The organism is Methanogenium sp. MK-MG, assembly GCF_009914725.1.
Classification (GTDB): Archaea; Halobacteriota; Methanomicrobia; order Methanomicrobiales; family Methanomicrobiaceae; genus Methanogenium.
In genome coordinates this window covers 1-25,645 of record NZ_JAAAWJ010000006.1, presented here as the reverse complement: position 1 = coordinate 25,645, position 25,645 = coordinate 1, and the positions used below count along the sequence as shown (strand labels likewise).

The window sequence follows — 25,645 nt, the reverse complement described above, 5'->3', positions numbered from 1 at the left end:
GGCATCTATGTTCTCTTCCTCTAAAACACCAGCACCAGTGAAATTGTGTGAGGGGCGTTCGTCCGCCTGGACAAACGGCGGCTCCATCTCATCTCCCTGTCATCTGCGTGCGGGGCTGCATGACGATGACACCTTCGGGACAGACAAAGGAACACAGGCCGCATCCGTCGCACCGGCCCTTGTCAATTGCTACGTGCCGGTCCGTGAGCGAGATAGCATGGTATCCACCGTCGCGGCACGCGATGACGCAGCGGCCGCAGGACGTGCACCGGTCCGGGAATTCTGCACATGCGCAATGGGCTGTATCCCGGGAAAGGGACGCATGCGATGCAATGCGGGGGAGAGCACGGCACCTGAGGGCACCGGGATCCGGAAGGTGCTTCTCTGCAAGATATCCCGAGAGCCCCCTGGTCATTTCGCGGATGATGCCGGCCCCGTTCCACATAACCGCCGTGCAGACCTGGACTGCTGATGCACCCACCGCGATGTACTCGGCAGCGTCCTGCCAGCGGGAGATGCCGCCGATCCCCATGAGCGGGACCGGCAGTTCCCGGGCAATCTGCGAGATCACCCGGAGCCCGATAGGTTTCACCGCAGGCCCTGAGTATCCCCCGTACGTGCTGCATCCGGCTACCGATGGAAGGGGTTCAAGGGTATCGAGATCGACGCCCATCAGGCACTGGACTGTGTTTATCGCAGTAAGGATATCCGCCCCGGCCTCCACAGCAGCCAGCGCAACCGGCACGATATCTGTGACATTGGGCGTGAGCTTGACTATCAGCGGAATCCTGACGACGCCACGCACCGCATGTGTCAGCTCCCGGACAAGACTGGCATGCTGTCCGATTGCAGCACCAACCCCCTGTTCAGGCATGCCGTGGGGACAGGACACGTTCAGTTCGATCGCATCAGCCCCTGCGTCCTGCACGGTGCCGGCAAGATCCTGCCATTCTGCGGGATCGGGCGAGGCCATGATGCTTGCTATCAGGACCCGGTCCGGGTATTCCTTTTTCATGGCGGCAATCTCACCGGTCCAGTACGACAGATTCCGTTTGCTGAGCAGTTCGATGTTCTCAAAGCCGAGGAGCCCGGCATCCTGTCCTTTCCAGGCCGCAAAACGGGGCGAGACATCCTCTATCTCCAGCGTATCTGGGACAATAGTCTTGGTGACCGCACCCGCCCAGCCGAGCCGAAACGCATGCCGGATCTGTATGCCCGAGGCAGTAGGGGGACCTGACGCAAGCAGGAACGGGTTGTTAAGCGAAAGGCTGCCAACGGTGGTTTTAAGGGAGGTGTCGGTTGTGGACATACGGTTTATTCCTTGCCGGAATATCACCGGGAATCCTTATGATATATCGTACTGGGTAAAAATTCAGGAATCGCAGGGGAGGCTGACATACTCCCACGACTAAAGTCGTGGGCGTTCTGCCTGTTTTTTCGTAATCATATGGGGAACCGGGCGGCAGCCGTCCGCACTCCGGCTCCATCCCTCTTTTCAGACACCATTAAACCTTATTACACGGTAAATAACAAAAGAAGATCCATGAAATATGCCGCATTACTTATCTCTCTCCTCGTTGTTGCCATGCTGGTCATTCCCGCATCAGCAGCCGGGGCAGAACCGGTTGTGACCAACGAGACGATCACTCACGAAGCAACCGTGAAACCCACCACGGTACCCACAACCGTAGCTACTACGCACCCGGTGACAGCAGTGCCGACCACAGAGGCACCGGGCTCGCAGGTCGGCTGGCTGACCATCATCTCCTCGCCTTCCGGGGCGGCGGTCTTTATTGACGGGAAAGTGGCAGGGATCACTCCCATCAGCGGCAGGGAACTGGGAGCTGGCACTCACACCATAGAGATCACGATGACGGGCTATGAGCGCTACACTGCCACAAAGGATCTCCGTGCCGGCGAGCAAAGTGCCATTGATGCAACGCTGAAGCCGGTACCGGTAACGGCGGTGCCGACAGCCATACCAACCACCCATGTAACGATGGTGCCAACAGCCATACCGACCACCCATGTGACGACGGTGCCAACCGTGGTACCAACCACCCATGTAACGATGGTGCCAACAGCCATACCGACTACCCATGTAACGATGGTGCCAACCGTGGTACCAACCACCCATGTAACGATGGTGCCAACAGCCATACCGACTACCCATGTAACGATGGTGCCAACAGCCATACCAACCACCCATGTGACGACGGCGCCTGTTGGCTCTGACAGGGGATGGATACGGGTGAACTGCAACGTGAACGGCGCTGTGGTTACCTTTGATGCGTCCTCCACGGGATGTAGCATTGCACAGGGATTCTGTGATACCGGGGTCGTGACCACCGGCACGCCATACCGGACGTTTACCGTCCGAAAATCCGGCTACCGGACCTTCACCGGCCCGGTGACGTCGTGGCCTGCGAACGGCAAGACCGTGAACCTGTATGCGACCCTGAAACCGATCCCCACACCGTCGTATGGGAATATCAGGGTGATCTCCAAGCCTGCCGGTGCCATTGCAACCATTGACGGCGGCACCTGGCAGCGTACTCCTGCAACCTTCTCATCAGTGCGTGCGGGAACCAGCCATAACGTCCATATTACGATGAGTGGTTACCAGTCGTATGGGACGTCAACCTACGTGACCGCGGGCCAGACCGTCACCGTGAATGCATACCTGACTCCCAATCCCCAGCAGACCGGCTCCCTCAATATCAATACCGTACCCGAAGGGGGGGATATCTATCTGGACGGGAGATTTATGGCTGAAACCCCGCATCTCATCACCAACCTTGTTCCCGGATCGCACACCCTCCGGCTGCACAAGGCAGGCTATGATGAGTACCTCCAGACTGTCACCGTGAATGCAGGACAGCAGACGCCCGTCACCGTTACCTTTACCCCCCAGCATCCGAGCATGGGGTCCATTGAAGTGGGATCCACTCCGGGCGGTTCATCCGTCTACCTTGACGGGAAATATATGGGGCAGACCCCGGCTGGCGGCTCTCTCGATCTCACGAGTGTCAGGGAGGGATCTCATACCATTCTCATCCGGCATACGGATTACCAGGACTACACCCAGACCGTATATGTGAAAGGCGGGACTGTTGTGACCGTGAACACCCAGCTTACGCCGAATGCACCGTCACCGGTGCCGGACACGACCGGGCAGATAGTCGTCTCCTCAACCCCGTCCGGTGCTGAGGTGCTCCTCGATAATACGTTCAAGGGCATCACCCCGGTAACCCTCTCCGACATCCCCGCAGGCACCCATGTCGTGACCGTGAAGCAGACCGGATATACCGATGCCTCCCAGACGGTAACAGTGACCGGTGGCCAGAGCACGACGGTCATTCTTGGTCTGGTCGCCGTTCCCCCGACCACTAAGTCTCCCGTAACAGGGATTCCCGCAGTGGCGGCCTTTGCCATTGCAGGCGTAATCCTTGCCATCGGGCGCAGAAGAGAATAATTCCTCTTTTTATTGACTGTCCTGTTATGTTAAGCCGGGACACTGATTCCATGCCGACCACGAGTATTCATTCGGAACATACCAGGTGTATGCATAGGGGGGTATTGCCATCAGAAATTTCGTCATCCACAGTTGTTTTTTCTGATGAATGATTTTATAATTTGGTGAGGTTCATCGAATTGATGAGAACTATGCAATAAATATACAGATCCTGCTTTCTCATATTCTGAAGAAGAGCCTTTATCATTTGATAATTGAATATTTTAATGATTGAATTGAATGATTCCAGATATTATTGAAATAAAATCAGTTTTTGATAGTGGCGATGTAATTTTATTTCTTCTGATATACGTTTCAATATTGGGTGCCATTCTAATAAAATGGAAAATATTGTTGAATAAAAAGTATTGCTACAAGTATTTTCTATTCGCTACTCTGTTCCTTCTTTATCTGATTTCCATAATGAAGGGTATCTTAGATGCCAACATTGCGATAATTCTCCTTATTTTATTCATTGTTCTCGCTCTGGTTTTCATCTATTCCTCAAAAGGAAAGATTCTATGGCCTTGCTCATCGGTTTGCTCAGATGTTGTTTCTTGCCTCAAAGCGAATGAACCAAATGAAGCTGAAAAATTATTAAAAAAGAACAAATGGATGTTTTTAGATTCCTCTGAAAAATTTAGGTATTATACTCTTGCAGCCCAGGCATCCTCAGGATTATCTGATATTCGTCGCAGTTTTGAACTTTTAATGAATGTTGATGAAAAAAGTCTGAATGATGGGGAAAAGACAGACCTTGCTCTTCAAAAAGCAGGATATGCCGTACAACTTGGAAATTATATTTATGCTGATCTTATTGTGGAGAAACTTCCTGATCTTTCAGGAGAACATCTTCTTCAGTGGTATGTAATAAGAGCATTGTCTGCTCAGTTTGAAGGGGATTTAAATAAATGCTCCGAATTACTTCTTCATGGAATCTCAGAATGCTCCGATCAATCAGAAACAACAACCTATCAAATTGCTCTGAATAATCTTGGTCAGATTCGTAAATTAGAAGGAAATTATACTGATGCACTTCTGAGATACAAAAAAAGTCTTTCATGTGCAAAGCGAACTGGTGACAAACGCTCTCTTCACATCAATTATCAGAATGTTATCCATGTGCTGATTCTTTTGAAGAAATTCAATGAGGCAGAACAACTGAAGAATGAATATTACTCAACGATTGATAAAAAGAATACCCAAGATATTTTGGAATATTTCAATTTTGTCACAGATTATTGCCGTCAAATAAATAATAAGGAACAGTTAGCTGAGGCGCTTGATGAAGCGAGGGAAAGATTGTATCCTGGAATTTCAAGAGAACAACAACTTTCATATGATATTTCTCAACTACGAATGAGATGGAATGCAGAATTGTTAAAACCTGCATTTCTTACACAGATTGAGTGTCAGTATCCTGAATACTCCACTCTTCTTCCTCTGGAAAGGTATCATTGTTACAAAGAACTTGATCACGTATTACAGAAATTAAAACAGTTAGGGCGGCTAACATTATTTGAGGATTTATTTTTCACAAATTCAAAAAATCTCCAACAAATCATATCAGAAATTGAAAGACAATATGCAGAAATTCTTCAGTTATTACCTGATTACTGTGTTTCAGAGAAATGTAATTATCTATGGGATTTAGCGGTCCTTGAGAAAGAAAATGGGCCTAATTATGACCGAGAAATTGTACTGAGATTACTTTGTGATATGAAAGGAACTCTCTTGAAACATAGAAATTATATCCGAGCAGTAGTCGTGGGACTTGATTTATGCGATGAGCTTCTTGGACAAAATCGAATAGAAGAGATGTGGGAATGTACGAAAAATTCAATGGATGAATTTAATAGAATTCATGGTCATCCTGAAGAGGTTTCTGCATTTATTCGTATTGCCTGCTATGCGTATAATGCCGGTGAGTTGGAGATTGCTAAGGATTACTTACACCGATTTGAACAAACAGGAATTCAAATTACCAATTATGCGGACTGGATTCAGGGGTATTATATTGGACTTAAACGTGAACTTGACACTGAATAATATCTCTCACGTAAGCGATTGTCTTGTATAGTTTTGCAGTTCAATGTCTCCCACCTGACTAAGAGAAAGGGAGGGGGAAAGTCCCCCTCCCTAAACCCACCCCCTGAAATATGATAGGTCGCAGGGGGGATGGGCGAGCATCCCCCCTTGCTCCGGTTGTATTTTAGATTGCGACAAAAGGGGACAATCAAAGATCAGAATAGTTTGGATAAGGCTGAGCCAAAAAAAAGAATTCAGCCCAGAGTCACCGCAGCACCTGCAATGACAAGGGCCACAATGAGCACGGCCAGCAGATAATCCGGTCTGCCGAAGGGACGGTCGAGGCCGGGTGTGCGGGACATCGTCCGCAGTCCCCGGAGGTCGATGGTCAGGCCGAGGACATTGGCCTTGCCAAGGGCATTGGAGACGAGCGGGATGATGATGGGGGTCAGTGCACGCACCTTGCCCTTGACACCTGCACCGGGATTGTATGCCCGGGCCTGCTGGGCTTCCTGGATGCGTCTGCCCTCCAGCTGCAGGCTGGGGATGAACCGGATGGCAATCAACAGCATCAGCGCGTAGTCCACCGGCAGGTGCAGTCTCCGGAGGGCGGTGATGAGATCCCGCGGCTGGGTGGAGATGATCATCAGCTGGAATGTAAAGAGCATCACAAAGAACCGCAGTGAGAGAACAGCGGCAAAGTGCAGCGCTCCTGTCGTGACGGGTATATGCCCGCCGATGACCGGCACGGCCGCAGGTATCAGGTAGCCTATCACATCACCGCTCTGCATGGTAAGGACAGTCAAAAGTATAAGACCTGCACTCAGGAATATAAGCATAGGCACCTGTGCGAGCAGTTCACGACCAAAGCGTCCAACCAGTGCAAGGCTGAAGACCAGCAGAATAAGACCGGCGAGCACCAGCGGATCTGTCGAGAGGATGGCCAGCACGATGACCACCAGCAGGAAGCAGATCTTGGTGAGTGCGTTCATCCGGTGGAAGACACCGTCAATCCGTTTGTACTGGAGAATCTCTGCCATTATGCTGCACCTCCGCTGATGCGTGTGCTGTCTGATGTGATCGTCCCTTCATCCATCAGGATGATACGCTCTGCATGCCGTCTGACAACGGACATATCATGGCTGACCATGATCACAGTATGGCCCGCCTCTGAGAGGGAGCGGATGATGCCCATGATGCGTTCGGCCTCCTCCGGGTCCAGACCGGTCGTTGGTTCATCGAGGATGATGATCTCCGGTTTCATGGCCACCACGCAGGCGATAGCAAGGCGCTGGCGTTCCCCCCTGCTCATCGCACGGGGAAACCGGGCCTCCCCCCCGCCGAGCCCCACCCTGACAAGCACCTCTTTGATACGCTCCTGTGCATCTGTCGGGTCTATACCGATGTTCTTCATACCGAACTGCATCTCTTTTTCAACGGTGTCTTCAAAGAGCATGGTGTCGGGGTTCTGGAAGACAAGGCCCGCCTGCTCTGCGAGGCGGGTGACGCTCTCATCTGCTGCATTCATACCGCAGACGGTCACCGTCCCGGACGTCGGGCGCAGCAGACCGTTGAAGTGTTTGACGAGCGTCGTCTTGCCGGAGCCGTTCTCACCGATGATGGCTACCAGTTCACCTGGATATATATCCAGGCTGACCCCCGACAGGGCACGGTTCTCCCCGTAGTTGTGGACGAGATCCCGCACCACAATCCGGGGTTCGCCCTGTTTTGCAACTGCGGCGGTATCCACCCGATCGTTGCTGACCTCTGCTTCATCGGTATAGGTCGCGAAGAACTCTGCTGCGGTCTCGTCTCTTGCAAGGCGGCCGTCTTCGATGGTGATGACACGGTCGACGATGGCTGCGAGTGCACGGGGTTTCTGCTCCACCACGATGATGGTTCTGCCCGCCTCCCTGAGTCTGGTGAGGATGGCAATGATGCTCTCGGTTGCAGCGGTATCCAGCTCTGCCGTTGCCTCGTCCAGTATCAGGCATGCGGTGCCGGATGCAAGGGTTGCTGCCAGTGCCACCCGCTGTTTCTGGCCGCCCGAGAGTGAATGGGGTTCACGGTAGCGAAGCTCTGTCAGGCTGGTGAATGCCAGCATATCTTCCAGACGTGTTTTGACGTCCTCCGGCTGCAGGCCACGGTTTTCCAGACCTGAAAGGACCTCTTCTTCAACCGTGGTGAATATCAGCTGTGCATCGGCATCGTCAAAGACGACACCGATCTTCTTTCCGATCTCCCCCATGTCCTCATAGCTGCGCACATCCTGTCCGCATATCGAGAGTGTGCCCTTCGTCCCTCCTTCGTATTCATGGCAGAGGATGCCTGCTGCCGCCAGACAGAAGGTGGTCTTGCCCGCTCCGGTGGTGCCGTTCACAAGGACGCACTCCCCCTGGGAGATGCTGAGGCTGATATCTTTGAGTGCGGGTGCTCTTCCCTGCGGGTAGGTGTAGGAGAAGTTGGTGAATTGGAATGCCGGGGTGTCCGGGTCTGCCGACGTATCTTTGGTCATGTCCGTGTGCACCTGCACGTCTTCTCCCTGTGCCCCCCGCATCAGTATCTTTGCGGAAGGAATGTAGAGCAGCTGGGCGATGACGGCATTGGCGATGGCCGTGAGGATGATGACGGGTGATACGACGAGAATAAAGGAACCCACGGTGAAGCCTTCACCGGGTGCGGATATGAAGCCTGCCGCAATGACGACGATGCTGATGGAAAGAAAGGTGAACCCGCTGGCAAGGGTGGCGCCGAAGGTGGCTACGGTGGGTGCGACCGGTATGTGTTTTCTGGTCGCTGAGTACAGGGCCATACAGACCAGTGCCCCCAGTGGTTCTGATATGAGGTTTGCCGGCGGGAATATGGAGTGGCTGATAAGGGCGGATATGATGCCTGCCACGATGCCGATTCCTATGGTGTCCCGTACGTTCGGGCGGATAAGGATGATGGCAAGGCAGTAGAGTGCGATGATGGGATTGGATACGATTGCCGTGGGAATGATATTTAAGAGGTAACGGAGAATGGCGCCGATGGCAAGGAGAATGCCCACGATGGCGATGTCACGCGATTTTATGGGAATCTCCCCCGTATGCTCTCCGGCTGTTGTCTGTGTATGAGTGAGTAAGAATCATTGATGTATATTGTTGTACACTGGCGTTTAAGTATGTGTTTGAATGGCCGTGTCACGATCAGACAGGCATGATGCCCTGATCCGGTTAAAAATACCTGTTAAAAAATGAAATGGCCGGGGTGAGCGGGATATACAAAAAAAAGGTCAGCGTGCCATGAAGATTGGCACCGGTAGTTTGTTTATCAGTTTGGGGAAGAGGCTGTTTCCGCTGGATCTCGGGTTTCTTCCGTATGCGCCCATTACAATCAGGCCGTATCCGTCGCTTTGCACCTCTTTGATGATCTCTTCTGATGCCGAACCTTCGACAATCTTTGATGCGGTCTGAATGTTTTCCCGGTTAAAGAAGAGGAGGACCTGTGCCATCTCATCGTTGATGTTTTTGCGCATGTCCCGCCAGATCTGTGATTCATAGTTCTCAATTCTGCTGCACATATTTGACTGGGTGCAGAAGTTGAATGCCATTGACTTTGAATCCCGTTTGTCCAGCACCGAGAATAAGACAACCTCTGCCTTCTTCTCGCGTGCAATCCGGAGTGCATAGAGCGCTCCCTTGTGGCTCCACATGGAGCCGTCCAGTAATACCAGTATCTTCATCGTTTCCATCTCCTAGAGCATTCCGAACATGGCATAGAGCATCACCAGGCCGACTCCGACCGTGACCACCAGCGCGAGCATTCCTATCTTCAGGAACTGCATGAAGGTAATCGTTACTCCTTCCCGCGCTGCGACACCGAGCACCACTATGTTGGCTGATGCGGCAATGGCCGTTCCGTTTCCACCCATGCACGCACCCAGTGAGAGTGCCCACCAGAGCGGATAGACGTCCATGGTGGCGCTCATGTCATGAATGAGGGGTATGAGGGCCGCCGTGAGCGGGATATTGTCCACAATTGCCGAGGCAAAGGCCGAGAACCAGGCAATAACAAACATCGCCTCAAACTGGTTTGAGACCATGCCGATCATGTACTGGGAGATCATCTCAATGATCCCGGTGTTCACCAAGGCTCCCACGATGATAAAGAGGCCTGCAAAGAAGAAGAGGGCGGTCCACTCAATCTTCTCGAAGATCTCGTCCGGCTGCACCCTGCTCCATATCAGGATGATGGCAGCGCCGATGAGGGCGACTTCCGCCGGTTCAAGGGCAAGGGAGGGGTCGACAAACGGGAAGATCACGTGCAGGTAGGTGCCGATTGAACTGTGGATGAAGAAGAGGACGACCACCATGAGAATGACAGCGATTGCCTTTTTGAAGAGCTTCCTGTCGGTGATCGCAGCCTGCTCATCCAGACTGTTGATGGTCTTTGTGATGACCTCTTTCTCTTCTTCTGTCACCTTCATCGACCTGCCGTATATGACGAGGAAGATGATGAGCACCAGTACCATGTCGACTGCTGCAATCGGCCCCATGATCGTGATGAATTCATTGAATGAAAGACCCGCGGAGGAAGCGATCATGATATTCGGGGGGTCACCGATGAGAGTGCCGGCACCACCCACGTTGGACGAAATGATCTCTGCCATGAGGAAAGGCACAGGATTTAAGTCCATCAGTTTGGTGATGTAGAGCAGCATCGGCGTCAAAAGCAGTACGGTCGTGACATTGTCCAGAAAGGCACTGACGATGGCAGTCACGATAGAGAACAATATGAGCACCATGATGGGGCTGCCTTTGGCCATCTTTGCGGTACGTATGGCGATATACTCAAAGAGTCCGCTCTGCTGGGCCACATTGATGATGATCATCATTCCCATCAACAGGAATATGGTGCCGAAATCGATGTGCTCCAGCATCGAATCCCAGGGGACAATCCCCAGGAATACGACCACCGCAGCACCTGCCATGGCGGCAACGGCGCGGTGGATACGCTCATCGATGATGAGGATATATGTCGCAATGAATACGACAAGTGCAAGAAGCTGTATGGTTGTTAGCATTGTAAATCACTTCAGAATACAATTGTCGGTTGCGCCAGTGACTGGGCCAGAAGGATGGCGTCTCCGCTCACCGCACAGGAATCAGGGTGGTTGCTTGCATAGCATTTCGGAATGGCGACCATATCAAAGTCAGGTGCTATCTTCAGTATGTCCTGCTGTTTGTTCCCCAGAAGCATGCGCCGCATGCAGGGAATGTTGCGTGATGTGAGGCAGTGCTCATAGTCATCCAGGAGGCGGGTGCCGTATTCCTCCTTTTTCCGGGTGAACTCCTCGCCTGCCTCCTCGTCCAGGGAAGCCCTGATGATATCAGAGATCTGTTCATCCGTGATAAATATCAGCGTGACCGTTGCGTTCTCGTATGCTGAAAGCAGTTCGCATATGGATTCTGACACTTCGGTGACTGAAAAGTCCAGCGGAAGCAGAATTTTTTTGATCTCGTGCGGCCGCATCTCTTCTTCCGTGAGAATATATTCACTGTATTCCTTCTGGATCGCCTCGTATTTTGAGCCGACCAGATCTTTGAATTTGCGCTTAATGAGGCCCTCGTAATATCGCATGTGTCTATTCCTCTGCTAATACACTATGACTAACTGAAAGGTTATATTGGTAATTCTTCCCGGGAACAAATAAATCTGTTGTTTCTATAGCGACAACAGCATGTGGACAATCAGAAATGTCTCTTGGCAGCGTCCAGTCTCCTCTGGCATGTCGGGCAGAGGGTCTTGCGTTTCCTGTCCAGTTCGTCCAGAGTTGTCGGGCAGAACATGATGCATTCGCTGTTTCTGCAGTGGTCAAGGCCGAGCATATGGCAGAATTCGTGGGTGCCTTCCTTTACCACACGGTCAATGGTGTCATACATGTCACTCTTCCGCTGGTAATAGCGGTTATCGAGGCGGGTCGTCGAGATGATGCCTGCACGCACTGACGGGCGGGCCAGGCCAAAGACAAAATCGCGCCCCGGAATATAGAGGTCTTTTCCGGCGACAATGAGGATGTAGTCCCCGATGCCATGCTGCCGGGTATAGATGTCCTGCATGCCACCAAGTATTTTTGATGCGTTATACTGGCCGCGTGCGCCGTCAAAGCCACGCAGCATGACCGGATTTTCCCGGAGGTCAACGTCTGTACCCAGAATTGCCCCGATTGCCTGTGCCACAGGGATCTGAAGACCCTCCGGTGACGTTGAATCCCAAAATATAAGGAAACTCATCCGAAATAACATTGTCAATGGGGGGCTATAAGCATATTGAAGAGCATTTTTCCCGTTATATCATCGGGAATTACCAGTCTGCCACAGAAGTTGGGGTCGGCAGAAATTTCAGTGTGGCAGATGCCCTCGCCCGTGCCGGGGTGACGGTCAAAACAACCGACATCCTTCCGCAGCAGCCGCCGGAGGGGATTCCCTTTCTTCTGGATGACGTCTGTTCACCTGATACCGCGTGCTACCGTGGCACTGCACTCATCTATGCGGTCCGGCCGGGGATTGAGATGGTTCCCTGCATCATCGCGCTTGCACGCTCGGTGAATGCAGACTGCATCATCTATCACCTGGGAGATGAGATATATGAGCGCGGCGGCCGCATCATTGACTGCGGGGTCGTGCTCCACCAGTATTATACCCGCATCTAAAACCCGTCAAATAAGGTCTTCTGTGAGCGGTCAGGGATGGGTTCGGGTTCGGCAGCGGGTTCCGGCGCCTCCGGTGTTGCTTTGGGAGGCTCCACTGGTTCCGGGGGGAGACGAGGCACCTCTTTCTGCACTTCAGGCACTGCCTTCTGCCCCTTTTTCAGCTTTTTCTTTGTATACCCCCGCTCTTCTTCACGCCGCTCTTTTGCGAGGTCTTTGATGATCCCGGCAGCCTTCTTCTTATCGCCGATAAAGAATTCCAGTTCGTCTTTATCAAAGTGCAAAAGACGGGCGTAGTCTTCCGGGTCTGCCTCGATGAGTTTTGTGATGGGCGTGAAAAAATCCTCGCGCAATGCGTTACCGGGAATATGGTAATTTTCCCCGAGTTTTCCCATGATGCCGCTCCTGAGTGTCTTCTGTTTTCTTCCGGTGCTCATCCTGCGCCAGCGGGCGGGCGGCATGATGCGTGCATGTATGCCCTTTCCTCCTGCCGCCTCTGCAGGCCCCATGACCATCAGGGCGGATGCATATTTCCAGAGTGTATAATACTGGCGGCGGTAGGTGCGGCCGATGAAGCGGTCTGCTGCGGCAAGCGTCCGGTAGGCATACGCCTTCTCCCCGGTGCCCTTCACTGCGGTCACCGACTCCCCGATCCACTGTTCGATGGTGTCGGGGGTGTCGTCCACCTCACGTGCATAGCGCAGCAGTCTGTCATCGTCAGCACCGGAGTGAATGGCTGTGATGAGTTCAAATATTGATGTACGTTCGTCTTTCTGTGATGTGTGCACATCATGGCTGCCCACATGGTCGGTGCCGATGGCAGCGGCCTGGAGACTGTTGATGGCGGAACGCATGTCCCCCCCTGAATTATCTGCGATATGCTGCAATGCCGCAGGGTCGCAGTCCACACCTTCTGCTGCGCAGATATAGCGCAGATGGGAGATGATCGTCTTTGCCATGATGGCCCGAAACGGAACCGTGTCACAGAGGCCGCGTATAGACGGGTCGAGGCCGTAGAGGTCGTTTGCAATGAGGATGATGGGCTGACGGGACGAACGGATGACGTCTGCTATGGCACGTGCCCCGCCGCGGTCGGCATTGCCGTGGATATTGTCCGCCTCGTCAAAGATGATGAGGCGCCGCCCGGTGCCGGTAAGGCTTGCTGTGGTGCTGCCTGCACCTGCTACTCTCTCTATTACTCCCTTTGTGCGCTGGTCACTCGCGTTGAGTTCGATGATGTCCCATTGCATGTCGCGGGCGAACGCATGGGCTGCGGTCGTCTTTCCGATTCCAGGTTTTCCGTAGAGGATGAGCGGCCTCGTGCCGGTATGCCAGGTTCGTCCCCACTCAGCGATCTGGCGGATTGCCTGGCCGTTGCCGATGATATCCTGCAGACGCTGTGGTCTGTAGTGTGCAGCCCAGTCCATGGATAATTCTCTGTGCCTGAATGGTGAAAAATGCAGTGGTAATGGTTGGAAGTGCCCGGGAAATTTGTCTTCATCTGTGTTGCTGCGGTAGCCGTTTTTGGGAGTGAACGCAGTGTATCCGCAGCGGGGTGCCGGGCCCGCCATTGCACCGTTATCCGGGAGAAATATGCATATTATTAACTAAACTGAACGCTGATATTTTGATCGAAGATGGTGTAAATTGTGGTAGAATGTTCCACAGACGAGATTGCAAAAGCGGTACGCGATTATGATGGCGTCACACGCAAACGTGCAATCGGAGAAGTAATCAAATCGCTCCGTCTTGTAACACCAAACGTGCCGGTCTCCTTCGGGGATGACGCGGCACTAATACAGAACGGAGATACCGGCCTTCTTCTGGCAGCCGACGGCATATGGAGCCGTCTTCTGGATGCAGATCCATACTGGGCAGGTTTTTGTGCAGTGCTTGTTAATGTCCACGATATTGCTGCGATGGGGGGCACACCCCTTGCCATAGTGGATATTCTGTCTGTCAAAGATGCAAAGGTATGCCATGAAGTGCTGAGAGGGATGTATGAGGCATCTGCTAAATTCTGTGTCCCTGTGGTGGGAGGACACCTTCATCCGGATGCGGAGATGAATGTCATTGATGTCGCAATCCTTGGTAGCGTTGACCCTGAATATGCAATATTTTCTCATACCGCAGAGGTGGGCGACCGGATAGTCGCAGCGATCGATCTTCATGGACGTATACATCCGTCCTGTGCCATGAACTGGGATTCCGCCACCCTCCGGACGGCAGAAGAGGTGCGTGCACAGATCAGGGTGATGCGCACCCTCGGCGAAGAGAGACTGGTGAGTGCTGGTAAGGACATCAGCAACCCCGGCGTCATCGGCACGCTCGGCATGCTGCTTGAGAGCAGCAGGAAGGGCGCTGTCGTCTGCCTTGAGGATATTCCGCGGCCTGACCTTGATGCACTCGGCCTCACCTTTGAACACTGGGTGCGCATGTATCCGGGCATGGGCTTTGTTGTCACCGTGCCTGCCGGTTCAGTGGACACCGTTCTAAAGCTCTTTACCGGTGTCGGTATGGCCGCAGCGGATATCGGTGTGGTGACCGATTCAGAGAGACTGATCATACGCCACTGTGACACTGAGACCATGGTCTTTGACCTGAATGAACAGGGGATCATGGGGCTTCCCAGGGACGATTAGGGAGGGTTCGGCCGGTGGTAATTGGGATTGGTGCCGGGACGAACCCGGAATCTGTCCGGGCGACCATGGAGAGGTGTTCAGGAGCAATTCCACTCCGCTGTTTTACGCATCCTGATAACCGGGATACCTTTTCAGGTTTCGATGCCGTGTATGAGCCTGTGCCGGAAGAGGCACTGGTGCAGGCGCTCTTCTCCGGTGACATCGACGCAGCGATACGCGGCAGTCTGCCCTCCAGTTCAACGCTTTCCGCACTGAAACGGGTGGCGGGCGTCTCCCGTCTGGAACGGGTTGCCTTTCTTGAGACAGCAGAGGGAATACGGTTTCTGCTGGCACCGGTCGGGGTGGATGAGGGATGGACCGTTGACGAGAAGATTTCACTGCTCGTACAGGCACGGAGGATGGCACCTGCCTTTGGTGTGACAGACCGTGCGGCGGTACTCTCCGGAGGGCGTCTCGGTGATCTGGGGCGCCATCCGGTGGTGGACAGGACCATTGCGGATGCAGAGCTGGTGGCTGCCCGTACAGGTTGTGACCATGCAGAGATTCTGATTGAGAATGCCGTCCGTTCCCACGGTGTTATCATCGCCCCGGACGGTATATCGGGAAACCTTATTTTTCGTACATTATGCCTCCTTGGAGGGGGAATTGCCCATGGTGCTCCGGTGGTAAATATCGACCGGATTTTTGTCGATACTTCGCGCGCCTCGTCAGATTATTCGAATTCAGTATTCATTGCCAATTCGTTGTTTAAAAAATAAATACTGGTTGTTGCACAATCAAATATCGATTACATCTCCATTTTTGCGTTTTTTTAAATCCCTCTCCGATTTGCTCATGGTGTGTGAAATACACCGTGAATACTCCTTATTGTGGATTTTACAAGGCAGATTACCCCGAATCGCCATAAGGTTTATATATTAACTTGCCGATTTTCTTTCTGAGGTGCAATAAATATGGCGAATGATCTACCTATCGCTGCAGTCGTGAGGATTGCAAAAAACAACGGCGCTGAGAGAGTTGGCAGCGATGCCGCACAGGCAATCGCAGATGCTGCCCAGGAGTACATTGCTGAGCTGACCAGAGAAGCAAGCAAGTATGCCAAGCACGCTGGCCGGAAGACGATCAAGAAAGAAGATGTAGACCTTGCGGTCAATGAAATGAACGCATAATACATCCTTTCTTTTTCAAAAAAAAGTAAAATTTCAGATTATTCCTTTTGTACTTGGTATCCCGTTATGTCCGGGAGTTACTGCCGCCGCCTGTGATAATGCGACACCGAATGTCTTGAAGAGTGCTTCACAGATGTGGTGATCGTTTCTGCCGGTGGCGTTCATGTGTGCAGTGATGCCTGCGTGGATACAGAGTGTGTAGAAGAAGTGCTCAAAGATGTCTGCGGGAATTGCTCCAAACCCGTTTGGTGAGAATGTGGCTTCATACACCAGATAGCCACGGCCTCCGAGGTCCAGGGTCACCACCGCGATTGCCTCATCCATGGGCACTGCCATGTGTGCAAACCGCCTGATGCCCCGTTTCTCACCCAGCGCTTTTGCCAGAGCATCCCCGAGGACAATTGCCGTATCCTCGATGGTGTGGTGGCAGTCAATCTCCAGGTCTCCAACCGCCTTCACCATCAGGCTGAACCTGCCGTGGCGTGCACAGGATTCAAGCATGTGGTCAAGGAACGGTATGCCGGTATCCACTGCAATGTTGTCCTCGGTATCCAGGTCCACCGTCACAGAGATTGCCGTCTCGTTTGTCTTTCGCGTTACTTCTGCCTGTCTCATCTCTCTGCCTCTTCGATTGCTTCTTTCAGGGTGATGGTGCCCCTGTACAGGGCTGAACCGAGTACTATGCCCTCTACACCTATCTCTCGCATGATATGGACATCCTGCGGCGTTGTGATGCCTCCTGAGGCGACAACCGGTATGCGGACGGCCTCTCTCAGGCGCCGCACCGGTTCTTCTGCGATGCCGTTGCAGAGGCCCTCCACATCGACATTGGTGAAGAGCAGGGCACCTGCACCCCGTTCCTCAAAGGCACGGGCCATGGTGATGAAGTCGCCTGCCGTCTCCTCCCAGCCGTGAACGACCACTTTGCCGCCACGGGCATCCACACCTGCCATCACTGCCTCTTTGCCGTATGCGTCTGCGATATCGGTGATCGCCTCAGGGCGGTCTGCGGCCAGTGTGCCGATGATGACGCGTGTGACACCGGCGTCCAGCCAGCCTGCCGCATCCGCCGTGCTCCGGATGCCGCCGCCCAGCTGTATCTCAGCGCCGGTGGAACGGATGATCTCCTTGATGAGACCGACGTTTTTATCTGCGGCACCGAAGGCTCCGTCCAGGTTGATCACATGCAGGGCATCAGCGCCCTGCTGCAGCCACTCCTCTGCACGCAATACCGGGTCACCATAGGCAACGCTGTTCTTCCGGTCGCCCTGCACCAGTTGCACACAGGTGCCGTCCAGTATATCTACTGCGGGAAATACCTTCATCGTCTCCTCACCGGATGAGCCGGTCAATTGGCATGACGAGAATGTCCCGTGCACCTGCATTGCGCAGACGGGTGATGAGCTGGTAGACCCGTTCTTCATCAACCACCGCATGGACGGCGACGAGACTCTCGTCCGATGCGATGTCCATCACCGTCGGCCCGCCCAGACCGGGCAGCACTCCGCGCACTTCACTGAGTGAGTCACGCTGCACATTCATCATCAGGTAACACTTGCCTCGGGCCGATATGACGCTCTCCAGGGCAAGCGTGATCTCATCGATCTTCCCCCGTCTCTGCTGCATTGCCTCATTGTTCCCGATGAGTATGGTCGTTGAACGGAGGATCTCTTCGATTACAACCAGATGATTGGTCTTCAGGGTCGTGCCTGAACTGGTCAGATCCACAATTGCATCGGCCACCCCGAGATAGGGCGTTGCCTCGCAGGCACCGCTGACCGGGAAGAGACTTACCTCGATACCGCGTTCCCGGAAGAACTCCTGTGTTGTGTGCGGGAATTCGGTTGCAATGCGTCTGCCTGCCAGTTCTTCAGCTGTCCTGATACCTGACTCCTCCGGTACCGCAAGCACAAGCGTCGCACTGCCCATCTTCATGTCCAGTATCTCGGTGACCGCTGTTCCGCGTTCACGGACCATGTCGCGCCCGGTAATCCCAAGGTCTGCGGCGCCGTTTGCCACGTATTCGGGAATGTCTATCGGCCGGGCAAAGAGCACCTCGACAGCCGGGTCACATGTCGGTGCGATGAGCTTGCGGCTGGATGAACTGTGGAGATGGAGTCCTCCTTTCTCCAGAAGGTCAATAATCGGGTCTGATATGCGGCCTTTGTTCGGGATTGCCAGCCGTATCCGCTCTTGTGTCTCGTCTGTCATATGTTTGTGTTCCGTTATATGGGTGTTCAGAAGGTCTTCATCTCTCCGCGGATGACCCGCTCGGTGACCGAGGTGATGTCTGCAAGACCTGCATCCATTATTTCCTCGATACCACGGCTGATGGCGGCAATATCCGCCCCGTCTGCTGCCACAAACTGTGCGCCTGCGATGAGCGGCTGGTCAATCGGCCGTCCGATCTGGGAGAGCAGTCTGATGTAGAGGTCTTCGATGCCGTCAAACTCCCGTGCACACTGCTGGGCCAGTTCGGTGGAGAGGAGGTTGTATATCTTACCGATATGGTTTATCGGGTTCTTTCCGCTGGTGGCTTCCATGCTCATCGGGCGGTGGGGGGTGATCAGGCCGTTTGCACGGTTGCCCCGGCCGACAGACCCGTCGTCTCCCATCTCAGCAGAGGTACCGGTCACGGTCAGGAAGATGGCCCCTTCCTTCTCGTAGTTGTCGCCGGTGTTGATGTCCACACGCACCCGGCGGCTGGTGACACCGGAGGCGACCCGCTGCACCTCTTCGCCGACCCTGATGACTGCCTCCTTGTAGTCGTTTAAGTCAGCACAGAACCGGTCAACCATCGGCACACAGAGGGTGAGGGATATATCTTCATTCTGGCGCAGGCCCATTATTTTGATATCTGTCCCGATGATTGGGTTTTTCGGGCGGTATACGCCGTCGAGGTGGTTGCTGACGGCAAGGATCACATTCTCAAGGTCAGAGAATGGTGCATGCCCCACACCAAATGATGTGTCGTTGGCATGCGGAAGGTGTTTTTTCTCACAGGCACGGAAGACATCCCGGAGATCAGACGACCCGGTTCCCATACGGCAGTCAACAATGACCTCCCGGTTCATGTTCAGGTATTCCAGTGTATCGGTGAGATAATTGCGTGCAGCATCGAGAGCAATGGCATCGGTGGGGATGGTCACGCCGTCGAAGGTCTTTGTGGCACGCCCGGTTAACAGCACATACATGGGCCGGGTGATGACACCGCCGCCGAATTTCGGGAGTGACTCGCCTGCCACGATCTCGCCCTGGTCGGTGTTGTGGTGAAGCACTGCACCGCATTCGTCCAGGTATGCCCGTGATAGGGCCTGTGAGACGGCCTCTGCGATACCGTCTGCAAGGCTGTCCGGGTGGCCGATACATTTGCGTTCTGCAAGTTCCAGTCTCTGTCTGTTCAGTGGCGTCTCGCTGAGCGTCTCAACCGCAATATTTCGTCCCATTGATATTCACGAACTCCTTAGATAATTAAAAAGTGGATTCATTGAGACATAAGAATTTCCTTTGGGATAAAAAATAACCCCGGGTAATTTTCCGTCAAAAAAGGTTCAGTTTTTAATCCTGAGATCAGACCGGACCGTGAGCCAGCATTCACCGTTCCGAAATACCCGTACCATACCGCCGCTCTCTGATATGGTGACTCCCACCGCAGGGATGATGCGGGTAAGGGATGCTGTTGCCCGGTGCCTGCCGCCCATGCCGGGGGGGAGGCTCAGTTCGTCTCCTCTGACATCGATATACCGGCCGGCCGACTGGATGGACCCCGTGGTGTCCACCACAAAGACGCCGTCTAACTGGGCAAATTCCTTTACACTCTCCCAGTTGCTCCGGTCGGTGATGTCACGCACCTCTTTTCTGTGTCCCTGATAGGGGTTGATGATGGCCGAGTGGGAGTGGCTGAGAATTTCCTCTATATTGCCGATGATGAAGGCGGTGCCAATGGAATGGCCTTCCCGCCCCTCGACTGCAATCTCAAGGGCCAGCTGGAGGACAGCCGTCATCACGCCCCGTGGTACCAGGTCGTCAAACTCCTGGACGCTGATGAACTCCTTGCCCTTGTTAATGTCATAGACCAAGATGGCGTACGGGAAGACACCGATGACTGTGCCGGATTCATACTTCTGGGAGATGTAGATCTGGACGGCTGCATCGTGCAGGTGGCGCTCAGATACCTCCAGGATGTCATGCATCGTGAGGTCACGCAGGACATCAAGCTGCATGTCCTGCACCCATATCACCGGAATGTCGCAGGTGAAATCCACCGGTTCAATAAATGAGACGATTGCCTTTGCACCGACCTCTTTTGCAAGTGCCGCGGCTGCATTCAGCATCGTCTGGATCATACGAGCTCCCGCACCAGCGCCGGGATATCGGAGGGTTTCTCTGCAACCGGGATGCCCAGGCGTCTGAGACGTGCAATCTTTGATACCGCATCGCCCTCGCCGCCTTCAATGATGGCGCCCGCGTGGCCCATCCGTTTCTCCGGCGGTGCGGAGATACCCGCGATGTAGGTGACGAGGGGGAGGTCGGTTGAGTTCGCCCCCTCCTCCTCGAGGTTTCCGCCCACCTCTCCTATCAGCACAACGGCCTTTGTCTGCGGGTCGGATTCAAACCGTTCCAGCACCTCGGTGAAGGTCTGGCCGATGACCGGGTCGCCGCCGATGCCGACGACGGTTGACTGCCCGATACCGGCCCGTGTGAGTTCGTTGATGACCTCGTAGGTGAGGGTTCCGCTGCGTGAAATGATGCCCACCTCTCCGGGTGTGGCGAGATGCGGGGGCATGATGCCCAGTTTCAGCTCGCCGGGAGAGAGAATGCCGGGGCAGTTCGGGCCGATGACCGTGCAGCCCTCCATCCTGGCAAAGGCAAGGGCCCGCATGGTGTCGTGCACCGGTATGCCTTCGGTGATTGCGACCACCAGTTCAAGCCCTGCATCGGCTGCCTCCATGATGGAGTCGCCTGCGGCAAATCCGGGTACAAACAGCACCGATGTGGTCGCATCATGCTCTGCCATTGCCTCACGCACGCTGTCATATACAGGGACGCCGTGCACGTCCCGGCCGCCTTTGCCGGGGGTGACGCCTGCCACCACACCGCGGCCGCCTGTCTCCCGTGCATACTGGTTCATGAGGTTGATGTGGAATGCACCCTGATTGCCAGTTGCCCCCTGGACAATGATGCCGGTGTTATGGTCGCCGTATATCATGCTGCTGCCTCCTTCACTGCCTGTTTCACGACTGCTTCCATGGTCTCAAGCATCTGGTAGCCGTTCTCTGCCAGCAGTGCTTTGCCTTCGTCTTCGTTTGTCCCTGCAAGGCGGGTGATGACATGCTGGTCAATGCCCGCGTCGATGATGCCTTTTGCCACCTCGTCGCACCGGGTGATGCCCCCGAGGAGGTTGACGACGATGACCTTTACATCCGGCATGCCTGCCACCAGGCGGACGGCCTTCATGACACGTTCACGCCCGGCGCCGCCGCCTACGTCGAGGAAGTTTGCCGCTTTGCCGTCGTAGTGCGCAATGAGGTCAAGGGTGGACATCGTCAGGCCCGCACCGTTTCCGATGACACCGATGGAGCCGTCGAGTTCGACATATGAGAAGCCGTTCTCCTCTGCCTCGCGTTCACGGGGGGTCAGGTCGCGGTTTGCCGTGATGCCCTGGCGTATCAGGGCATTGTCGTCGATGATGAGTTTTGCGTCTGCCGCAAAGACGCCCTTCGGGGTCGTCACGAGGGGGTTTATCTCGGCGAGCAGGGCGTCCGATGCAGAGAATGCCTTGTAGAGGTTGTTGATGACCGGTCCGAGTGTTTTCGGGGCGGTCCCTAAGATCCGGCGCATCAGGTATCCCGGCACGTCCGGGAGCAGTGGTGAGAATCCGGCACGCCGGAGGGCTTCAGGCCGGGTCCGGGCCGTCTCCTCGATGTCGACACCGCCGGTCTCTGCAAAGAGGATCATGGGCTGGCGTGTCGTCCGGTCGATGGTGATGCTCACGTAGTATTCGTGTTCAATCGGCAGCTTCTCCTCGACAAGTATGGCCTTCGGGATGAGGCCTTTGATGGGGAGGGAAAAGAGATGCCTGGCAGCCTCCACTGCGTCCGCCTTCGTTGTGATGATGATGCCGCCCGCCTTTCCCCGTCCGCCCACGTCCACCTGTGATTTGACCACGACTTCGTCGGAAAATTTGTTCAGCTGACCACTGAGTTCATCCGGGCTGTTGATTACCACGCCCTCGGGGATCGGGATGCCATATCTGTTGAATATCTCTTTTGCTTCAAATTCAAGGAGTTTCATCCGTTAGTTCCTCACGTATTTCTTCCAAGTTCAAATCCGAGGTGAAGGGCTTTGAGGTTCAGATCCTCGGTCCCCTTTGGCACACTGTCAAGGACTGCCCGCTTGATGGCATCCTCGGAGACCAGACCGGTGGCCGTGACCAGTGCACCGAGCATGATAATATTTGCAACGATGACCCGGCCCAGGGTCTCCTTTGCCTCCGTTGTTGCCGGGATTTCAGTGCAGGCGCACTGCGGCCGCGAATGGACCAGTTCTGAGTCCACCAGCATGAGAGCATCTTTGGGTGCAGCTGCCCCGTACTTCTCGAATCCCTGCTGGGACATGATCACATAGATATCAGGGGAGGCGACCTTGGGGTAGAGTATCGGTTCATCGTCAATGACAACGGCGCTCATCGATGCACCGCCCCGTGCCTCCGGCCCGTAGACCTGCGTCTGGACCGCGTATTTGTTGCCGTAGAGGGCCGCCGCACGCCCGAGAATCACTGCAGAGAGTATGACTCCCTGTCCACCGAATCCGGAGAAGATGACTTCATGCCTCATCGGCGCACCCCCATTGCCGGGCGCTGCCGGTGGACGAATTCCCCGACTGCAAAGTGCTCTTCGGGTATGGGTTTTCCTTCCTCTTCCAGCCGGCGGACCTTCTGGAGGAGGATGGCATGCGTCCGCATCCACTCCACCTGGTCTGTCGCCTTGCGGAATTTGTTTCTCCTGCCGTATGCGGTCGGGCACTGCACCATCGCCTCGATAAATGAGAGGCCTTCGGTGGCAAGGCCTGTCTCGATGGCCCTGGTGAGTTCTTTTGTGTGGTAGGAAGTCCACCTGGCCACATGGTTTGCACCGGCTGCAACAGCAAGTTCTGCGAGATCAAAGACCGGCTCGGTAGCCCCGTAAGGGGTGGTGGTGGATATCTTGCCGACCGGAGTGCAGGGACTCCCCTGTCCGCCGGTCATGCCATAGATCATATTGTTCATGCAGATGACGGTCATGTCGATATTTCTCCGGCAGGCATGAATGAAATGGTTGCCGCCGATGGCAGAGGCATCTCCGTCACCGGTGAAGACGACCACATTGAGATCGGGGTTGGCCATCTTCACGCCGGTCGCAAATGTAAGTGCCCTGCCGTGGGTGGTGTGCAGGGAGTCGGTGGACATATACCCCGGTGCACGGGAGGAGCAGCCGATACCGGAGACAAATATGGTGTCGTCTATCTCCCAGTGCATCTCCTCTACCGCCTTGATGGCACAGTTCATCACGGTGCCGTTGCCACAGCCGGTGCAGAAGATATGCGGCAGCCGGTCTTCGCGGTACCACTTCTCAAAGACGCGGGTGGTCATTTTCTGGCCTCCACTGCGGCATAGAGTTCTGCGGGTGTGTGAATGTGCCCGCCAATCTTTGGCATGGAGAGCACCTCTTCACCGGTCGTGTGCCGGGCGATTTCACGTACCATCTGGCCGAGATTCAGTTCCGGTACGATGAAGGTCTTTGCATTGGCAAAAATCTTCAGCGTCTCCTCCGGGAAGGGCCAGACGATGCGCAGGTTGAGGTGGCCGATACACTCGTCCGGGTGGTCGTGCAGCACCTGCCGGACCGTGCGGCTACACGGCCCGTAGGTGATAAAGACAGTCTCTGCATCGGTATTGACGGCATCATAATCAGCTATCTCGTGGCGTTTTGACTCCACCTTGTTGTAGAGGCGTTTCACCAGTTTTTCGTGGACTTCCGGGTCTGTTGTATCCGGATACCCGCGCTCGTCATGGGTGAGGCCGGTGACATGCACCCGGTGGCCTCTCCCGAACTCTGCAAACCCGGGAACGCCGTCTTCATCCGCCTCGAAGGGAAGTTTTCCTTTGAGGAGCGGTTTTCTTGGCACGATATCGACCTTCTCGGGTATGACGATCTTCTCACGCATATGCCCGATGGTCTCATCCGACATCACAAAGGTGGGGACACGGAACCGGTCGGCGAGATTGAATGCCTTTGCTGTCAGTTCATACATCTCCTGCACGGTTGAAGGCACAACGGCAATCGTTGCCACATCTCCGTGTGGGCCGAACCGGCACTGCATCATGTCCCCCTGTGCGGACATCGTCGGCTGGCCGGTTGAAGGGCCGCCACGCTGGATGTTGACGACGACACAGGGAGTCTCTGTCATCACCGCATAGCCGATGTTCTCCATCATGAGCGAGAATCCCGGGCCTGATGTGGCGGTCATGGAACGGGCACCGGTCCACGACGCACCGATGATGGCTCCCATACTCGCGATCTCGTCCTCCATCTGTATGAAGGTGCCTCCCGCCTTCGGGAGTTTTAGCGCCATCATCTCTGCAATCTCGGTGGAAGGGGTGATGGGATACCCCCCGAAGAAATCACATCCGGCGGCAAGGGCTCCCTCACAGCATGCCCTGTTTCCCTGCATGAACTCAATTTTGCTCAAAACTCAATCACCACGCTTTCTTCAGAATAGGGGTCTTCTTCAACCCAGTAGATGGCCTGGTCGGGACAGATCATCTGGCATGCACCGCATAACTGCCTGCCGTAGAGGTGTCGCAGGCGGCAGTTGGTGCAGCGTTCGGGCCGGTCAAGAACCGGGACAATGATGCCCCGTTCATTGAGTTTCCTGCCTTCCTGAAATATATTATATGGGCAGACGATGGTGCAGAGGTTACAGCCCTTGCACCGCCGTTCATCGATTTTCAGTTTCATCCGGCACGTCCTGCTAATATTATTGTTCCGATCATTTACTAAAGGTATCGACAGTTTCATCTGATTACCCAAATATGGGAGATATCAGAACATTTTGTCAAATCTTTTCTCTGCTCTGCGGTGGACGTCAAAGAAGAGGTCATTTCCCTCTGCATCGATTGCAACGGTCAGGGGGAGGTCTCTGCACTCAATGGCCCAGACGGCCTCCGGCATTCCCAAATCTTCGAAGAAGACTCCCTTCAGGGTCATGCGTGACGCCGCAAGGGCCGCACAACCGCCGGTGAAGGCGAGATATACACCCCTGCCCCGCAGCGCCTCCCGCACGGTGTCACCCATGCCGCCTTTGCCGATGAGCGCCCGCACACCCGCATCCAACAGAAACCCGGAGAGTTCGTTCATCCGTGCGCTGGTGGTAGGGCCTGCCGCGATGATCCGGTTATTCTTTACCACCGGCCCGCAGTGGTAGACAGCGGCTCCTTCGGGGTCAAAGGGAATGCCTTCTTCCATCATGCGGAGATGGGCCTCATCGCGGGCGGTGTATATCATCCCCGAGAGGCTGACCCGCTCGCCTGCCCTGAGGCTGAGGACCTCGTCTCCCAGGG

Annotated in this window: 26 protein-coding genes; 6 read left to right on the top strand and 20 right to left on the bottom strand. The window is 54.6% G+C overall.

All coding sequences use genetic code 11. The annotated features are described in order from the left end of the window. Positions 1-88: 88 nt before the first annotated feature. Positions 89-1,309 carry an NAD-dependent dihydropyrimidine dehydrogenase subunit PreA gene (preA, locus tag MKMG_RS01800; RefSeq protein ID WP_165074853.1) on the bottom strand — a complete coding sequence of 407 codons (1,221 nt, stop codon included), beginning with the start codon at positions 1,307-1,309 and terminating at the stop codon, positions 89-91. A 234-nt stretch (positions 1,310-1,543) separates the two neighbouring features. Here preA and MKMG_RS01795 point away from each other — a divergent pair, with 234 nt between their 5' ends. Both MKMG_RS01795 and MKMG_RS01790 read left to right on the top strand, forming a co-directional pair. Continuing rightward, the gene (locus MKMG_RS01795) at positions 1,544-3,475 is read left to right on the top strand and encodes a PEGA domain-containing protein (protein WP_165074851.1); all 1,932 of its coding nucleotides are present in this window, start codon (positions 1,544-1,546) and stop codon (positions 3,473-3,475) included. A gap of 279 nt (positions 3,476-3,754) precedes the next feature. Then, on the top strand, positions 3,755-5,563 hold the full coding sequence (locus MKMG_RS01790) for a hypothetical protein (RefSeq protein WP_165074849.1): 1,809 nt from the start codon (positions 3,755-3,757) through the stop codon (positions 5,561-5,563). Between the two features lie 233 nt (positions 5,564-5,796). Here the strand turns inward: MKMG_RS01790 and MKMG_RS01785 are convergent, their stop codons facing one another. The 6 genes from MKMG_RS01785 to MKMG_RS01760 form a co-directional block, all read right to left on the bottom strand. Beyond that, positions 5,797-6,582 (bottom strand): energy-coupling factor transporter transmembrane protein EcfT, encoded by a 786-nt coding sequence (locus tag MKMG_RS01785; RefSeq protein WP_165074847.1) that lies wholly within the window; start codon positions 6,580-6,582, stop codon positions 5,797-5,799. Continuing rightward, positions 6,582-8,591, bottom strand: a complete 2,010-nt coding sequence (locus MKMG_RS01780) for an ABC transporter ATP-binding protein (RefSeq protein WP_371415187.1) — start codon at positions 8,589-8,591, stop codon at positions 6,582-6,584. The genes MKMG_RS01785 and MKMG_RS01780 overlap by 1 nt, the downstream gene beginning before the upstream one ends. Positions 8,592-8,816: 225 nt before the next feature. Beyond that, on the bottom strand, positions 8,817-9,266 hold the full coding sequence (locus MKMG_RS01775; protein WP_165074845.1) for a universal stress protein: 450 nt from the start codon (positions 9,264-9,266) through the stop codon (positions 8,817-8,819). Between the two features lie 12 nt (positions 9,267-9,278). After that, a complete protein-coding gene (locus MKMG_RS01770; protein WP_165074843.1) occupies positions 9,279-10,607 on the bottom strand; it encodes an SLC13 family permease in 1,329 nt (442 codons plus the stop codon). A gap of 11 nt (positions 10,608-10,618) precedes the next feature. Next, on the bottom strand, positions 10,619-11,164 hold the full coding sequence (locus MKMG_RS01765) for a universal stress protein (RefSeq protein WP_165074841.1): 546 nt from the start codon (positions 11,162-11,164) through the stop codon (positions 10,619-10,621). Positions 11,165-11,274: 110 nt separating this feature from the next. Continuing rightward, a complete protein-coding gene (locus MKMG_RS01760; protein ID WP_165074839.1) occupies positions 11,275-11,817 on the bottom strand; it encodes an archaemetzincin family Zn-dependent metalloprotease in 543 nt (180 codons plus the stop codon). Positions 11,818-11,834: 17 nt separating this feature from the next. Here MKMG_RS01760 and MKMG_RS01755 point away from each other — a divergent pair, with 17 nt between their 5' ends. Beyond that, entirely contained in the window at positions 11,835-12,236 is a 402-nt protein-coding gene (locus tag MKMG_RS01755; RefSeq protein ID WP_165074837.1) for a UPF0146 family protein, read from the top strand. On the opposite strand, the gene MKMG_RS01750 is transcribed toward MKMG_RS01755, so the two are convergent. Next, entirely contained in the window at positions 12,233-13,660 is a 1,428-nt protein-coding gene (locus MKMG_RS01750) for a replication factor C large subunit (RefSeq protein WP_165074835.1), read from the bottom strand. The genes MKMG_RS01755 and MKMG_RS01750 overlap by 4 nt on opposite strands. A 219-nt stretch (positions 13,661-13,879) precedes the next feature. Here MKMG_RS01750 and MKMG_RS01745 point away from each other — a divergent pair, with 219 nt between their 5' ends. The 3 genes from MKMG_RS01745 (at position 13,880) to MKMG_RS01735 (ending at position 16,044) form a co-directional block, all read left to right on the top strand. Next, the gene (locus tag MKMG_RS01745; protein WP_165074900.1) at positions 13,880-14,875 is read left to right on the top strand and encodes a methanogenesis marker 2 protein; all 996 of its coding nucleotides are present in this window, start codon (positions 13,880-13,882) and stop codon (positions 14,873-14,875) included. 14 nt (positions 14,876-14,889) lie between these two features. Next, positions 14,890-15,633 carry a methanogenesis marker protein Mmp4/MtxX gene (gene mtxX, locus MKMG_RS01740; RefSeq protein WP_254059043.1) on the top strand — a complete coding sequence of 248 codons (744 nt, stop codon included), beginning with the start codon at positions 14,890-14,892 and terminating at the stop codon, positions 15,631-15,633. 195 nt (positions 15,634-15,828) lie between these two features. Then, positions 15,829-16,044 (top strand): histone family protein, encoded by a 216-nt coding sequence (locus MKMG_RS01735; protein WP_165074833.1) that lies wholly within the window; start codon positions 15,829-15,831, stop codon positions 16,042-16,044. 33 nt (positions 16,045-16,077) lie between these two features. Here the strand turns inward: MKMG_RS01735 and hisB are convergent, their stop codons facing one another. The 12 genes from hisB to MKMG_RS01675 all read right to left on the bottom strand — a co-directional run bounded on the left by hisB (position 16,078) and on the right by MKMG_RS01675 (position 25,643). Then, positions 16,078-16,659 (bottom strand): imidazoleglycerol-phosphate dehydratase HisB, encoded by a 582-nt coding sequence (gene hisB / locus MKMG_RS01730; RefSeq protein ID WP_165074831.1) that lies wholly within the window; start codon positions 16,657-16,659, stop codon positions 16,078-16,080. Further along, positions 16,656-17,369, bottom strand: coding sequence for a 1-(5-phosphoribosyl)-5-[(5-phosphoribosylamino)methylideneamino]imidazole-4-carboxamide isomerase (gene hisA / locus MKMG_RS01725; protein WP_165074829.1), 714 nt, complete (start codon positions 17,367-17,369; stop codon positions 16,656-16,658). The genes hisB and hisA overlap by 4 nt, the downstream gene beginning before the upstream one ends. Positions 17,370-17,376: 7 nt before the next feature. Continuing rightward, positions 17,377-18,255 carry an ATP phosphoribosyltransferase gene (gene hisG / locus MKMG_RS01720; RefSeq protein WP_165074827.1) on the bottom strand — a complete coding sequence of 293 codons (879 nt, stop codon included), beginning with the start codon at positions 18,253-18,255 and terminating at the stop codon, positions 17,377-17,379. Positions 18,256-18,281: 26 nt separating this feature from the next. Continuing rightward, entirely contained in the window at positions 18,282-19,490 is a 1,209-nt protein-coding gene (locus tag MKMG_RS01715) for a methionine adenosyltransferase (protein WP_165074825.1), read from the bottom strand. Between the two features lie 105 nt (positions 19,491-19,595). Further along, the gene (locus tag MKMG_RS01710) at positions 19,596-20,390 is read right to left on the bottom strand and encodes a diadenylate cyclase (RefSeq protein ID WP_165074823.1); all 795 of its coding nucleotides are present in this window, start codon (positions 20,388-20,390) and stop codon (positions 19,596-19,598) included. Further along, positions 20,387-21,253 carry a succinate--CoA ligase subunit alpha gene (gene sucD, locus MKMG_RS01705; RefSeq protein WP_165074821.1) on the bottom strand — a complete coding sequence of 289 codons (867 nt, stop codon included), beginning with the start codon at positions 21,251-21,253 and terminating at the stop codon, positions 20,387-20,389. Before sucD ends, MKMG_RS01710 begins: the two co-directional genes overlap by 4 nt. After that, entirely contained in the window at positions 21,250-22,338 is a 1,089-nt protein-coding gene (locus MKMG_RS01700; RefSeq protein WP_165074819.1) for a succinate--CoA ligase subunit beta, read from the bottom strand. Before MKMG_RS01700 ends, sucD begins: the two co-directional genes overlap by 4 nt. 11 nt (positions 22,339-22,349) lie before the next feature. Then, positions 22,350-22,880, bottom strand: coding sequence for a 2-oxoacid:ferredoxin oxidoreductase subunit gamma (locus MKMG_RS01695; protein WP_165074817.1), 531 nt, complete (start codon positions 22,878-22,880; stop codon positions 22,350-22,352). Next, on the bottom strand, positions 22,877-23,674 hold the full coding sequence (locus MKMG_RS01690; RefSeq protein ID WP_165074815.1) for a thiamine pyrophosphate-dependent enzyme: 798 nt from the start codon (positions 23,672-23,674) through the stop codon (positions 22,877-22,879). The genes MKMG_RS01695 and MKMG_RS01690 overlap by 4 nt, the downstream gene beginning before the upstream one ends. Beyond that, on the bottom strand, positions 23,671-24,774 hold the full coding sequence (locus tag MKMG_RS01685) for a 2-oxoacid:acceptor oxidoreductase subunit alpha (protein WP_165074813.1): 1,104 nt from the start codon (positions 24,772-24,774) through the stop codon (positions 23,671-23,673). Before MKMG_RS01685 ends, MKMG_RS01690 begins: the two co-directional genes overlap by 4 nt. Further along, positions 24,771-25,043 (bottom strand): ferredoxin family protein, encoded by a 273-nt coding sequence (locus MKMG_RS01680; RefSeq protein WP_165074811.1) that lies wholly within the window; start codon positions 25,041-25,043, stop codon positions 24,771-24,773. Before MKMG_RS01680 ends, MKMG_RS01685 begins: the two co-directional genes overlap by 4 nt. A gap of 84 nt (positions 25,044-25,127) precedes the next feature. Then, entirely contained in the window at positions 25,128-25,643 is a 516-nt protein-coding gene (locus tag MKMG_RS01675; protein WP_165074809.1) for a FumA C-terminus/TtdB family hydratase beta subunit, read from the bottom strand. Between the last annotated feature and the right edge of the window lie 2 nt (positions 25,644-25,645).

Bases quoted from the DNA above. Each gene is read 5' to 3' on its own strand.
- sucD (WP_165074821.1), bottom strand. From the start codon at position 21,253: ATGATATACGGCGACCATAACACCGGCATCATTGTCCAGGGGGCAACT.
- MKMG_RS01710 (WP_165074823.1), bottom strand. From the start codon at position 20,390: ATGATCCAGACGATGCTGAATGCAGCCGCGGCACTTGCAAAAGAGGTC.
- MKMG_RS01700 (WP_165074819.1), bottom strand. From the start codon at position 22,338: ATGAAACTCCTTGAATTTGAAGCAAAAGAGATATTCAACAGATATGGC.
- hisB (WP_165074831.1), bottom strand. From the start codon at position 16,659: ATGAGACAGGCAGAAGTAACGCGAAAGACAAACGAGACGGCAATCTCT.
- MKMG_RS01715 (WP_165074825.1), bottom strand. From the start codon at position 19,490: ATGGGACGAAATATTGCGGTTGAGACGCTCAGCGAGACGCCACTGAAC.
- MKMG_RS01735 (WP_165074833.1), top strand. From the start codon at position 15,829: ATGGCGAATGATCTACCTATCGCTGCAGTCGTGAGGATTGCAAAAAAC.
- preA (WP_165074853.1), bottom strand. From the start codon at position 1,309: ATGTCCACAACCGACACCTCCCTTAAAACCACCGTTGGCAGCCTTTCG.
- MKMG_RS01750 (WP_165074835.1), bottom strand. From the start codon at position 13,660: ATGGACTGGGCTGCACACTACAGACCACAGCGTCTGCAGGATATCATC.
- MKMG_RS01765 (WP_165074841.1), bottom strand. From the start codon at position 11,164: ATGCGATATTACGAGGGCCTCATTAAGCGCAAATTCAAAGATCTGGTC.
- MKMG_RS01680 (WP_165074811.1), bottom strand. From the start codon at position 25,043: ATGAAACTGAAAATCGATGAACGGCGGTGCAAGGGCTGTAACCTCTGC.
- MKMG_RS01695 (WP_165074817.1), bottom strand. From the start codon at position 22,880: ATGAGGCATGAAGTCATCTTCTCCGGATTCGGTGGACAGGGAGTCATA.
- MKMG_RS01785 (WP_165074847.1), bottom strand. From the start codon at position 6,582: ATGGCAGAGATTCTCCAGTACAAACGGATTGACGGTGTCTTCCACCGG.
- MKMG_RS01755 (WP_165074837.1), top strand. From the start codon at position 11,835: ATGGGGGGCTATAAGCATATTGAAGAGCATTTTTCCCGTTATATCATC.
- MKMG_RS01770 (WP_165074843.1), bottom strand. From the start codon at position 10,607: ATGCTAACAACCATACAGCTTCTTGCACTTGTCGTATTCATTGCGACA.
- MKMG_RS01775 (WP_165074845.1), bottom strand. From the start codon at position 9,266: ATGAAGATACTGGTATTACTGGACGGCTCCATGTGGAGCCACAAGGGA.
- MKMG_RS01795 (WP_165074851.1), top strand. From the start codon at position 1,544: ATGAAATATGCCGCATTACTTATCTCTCTCCTCGTTGTTGCCATGCTG.
- hisA (WP_165074829.1), bottom strand. From the start codon at position 17,369: ATGAAGGTATTTCCCGCAGTAGATATACTGGACGGCACCTGTGTGCAA.
- hisG (WP_165074827.1), bottom strand. From the start codon at position 18,255: ATGACAGACGAGACACAAGAGCGGATACGGCTGGCAATCCCGAACAAA.
- MKMG_RS01790 (WP_165074849.1), top strand. From the start codon at position 3,755: ATGATTCCAGATATTATTGAAATAAAATCAGTTTTTGATAGTGGCGAT.
- MKMG_RS01760 (WP_165074839.1), bottom strand. From the start codon at position 11,817: ATGAGTTTCCTTATATTTTGGGATTCAACGTCACCGGAGGGTCTTCAG.
- MKMG_RS01690 (WP_165074815.1), bottom strand. From the start codon at position 23,674: ATGACCACCCGCGTCTTTGAGAAGTGGTACCGCGAAGACCGGCTGCCG.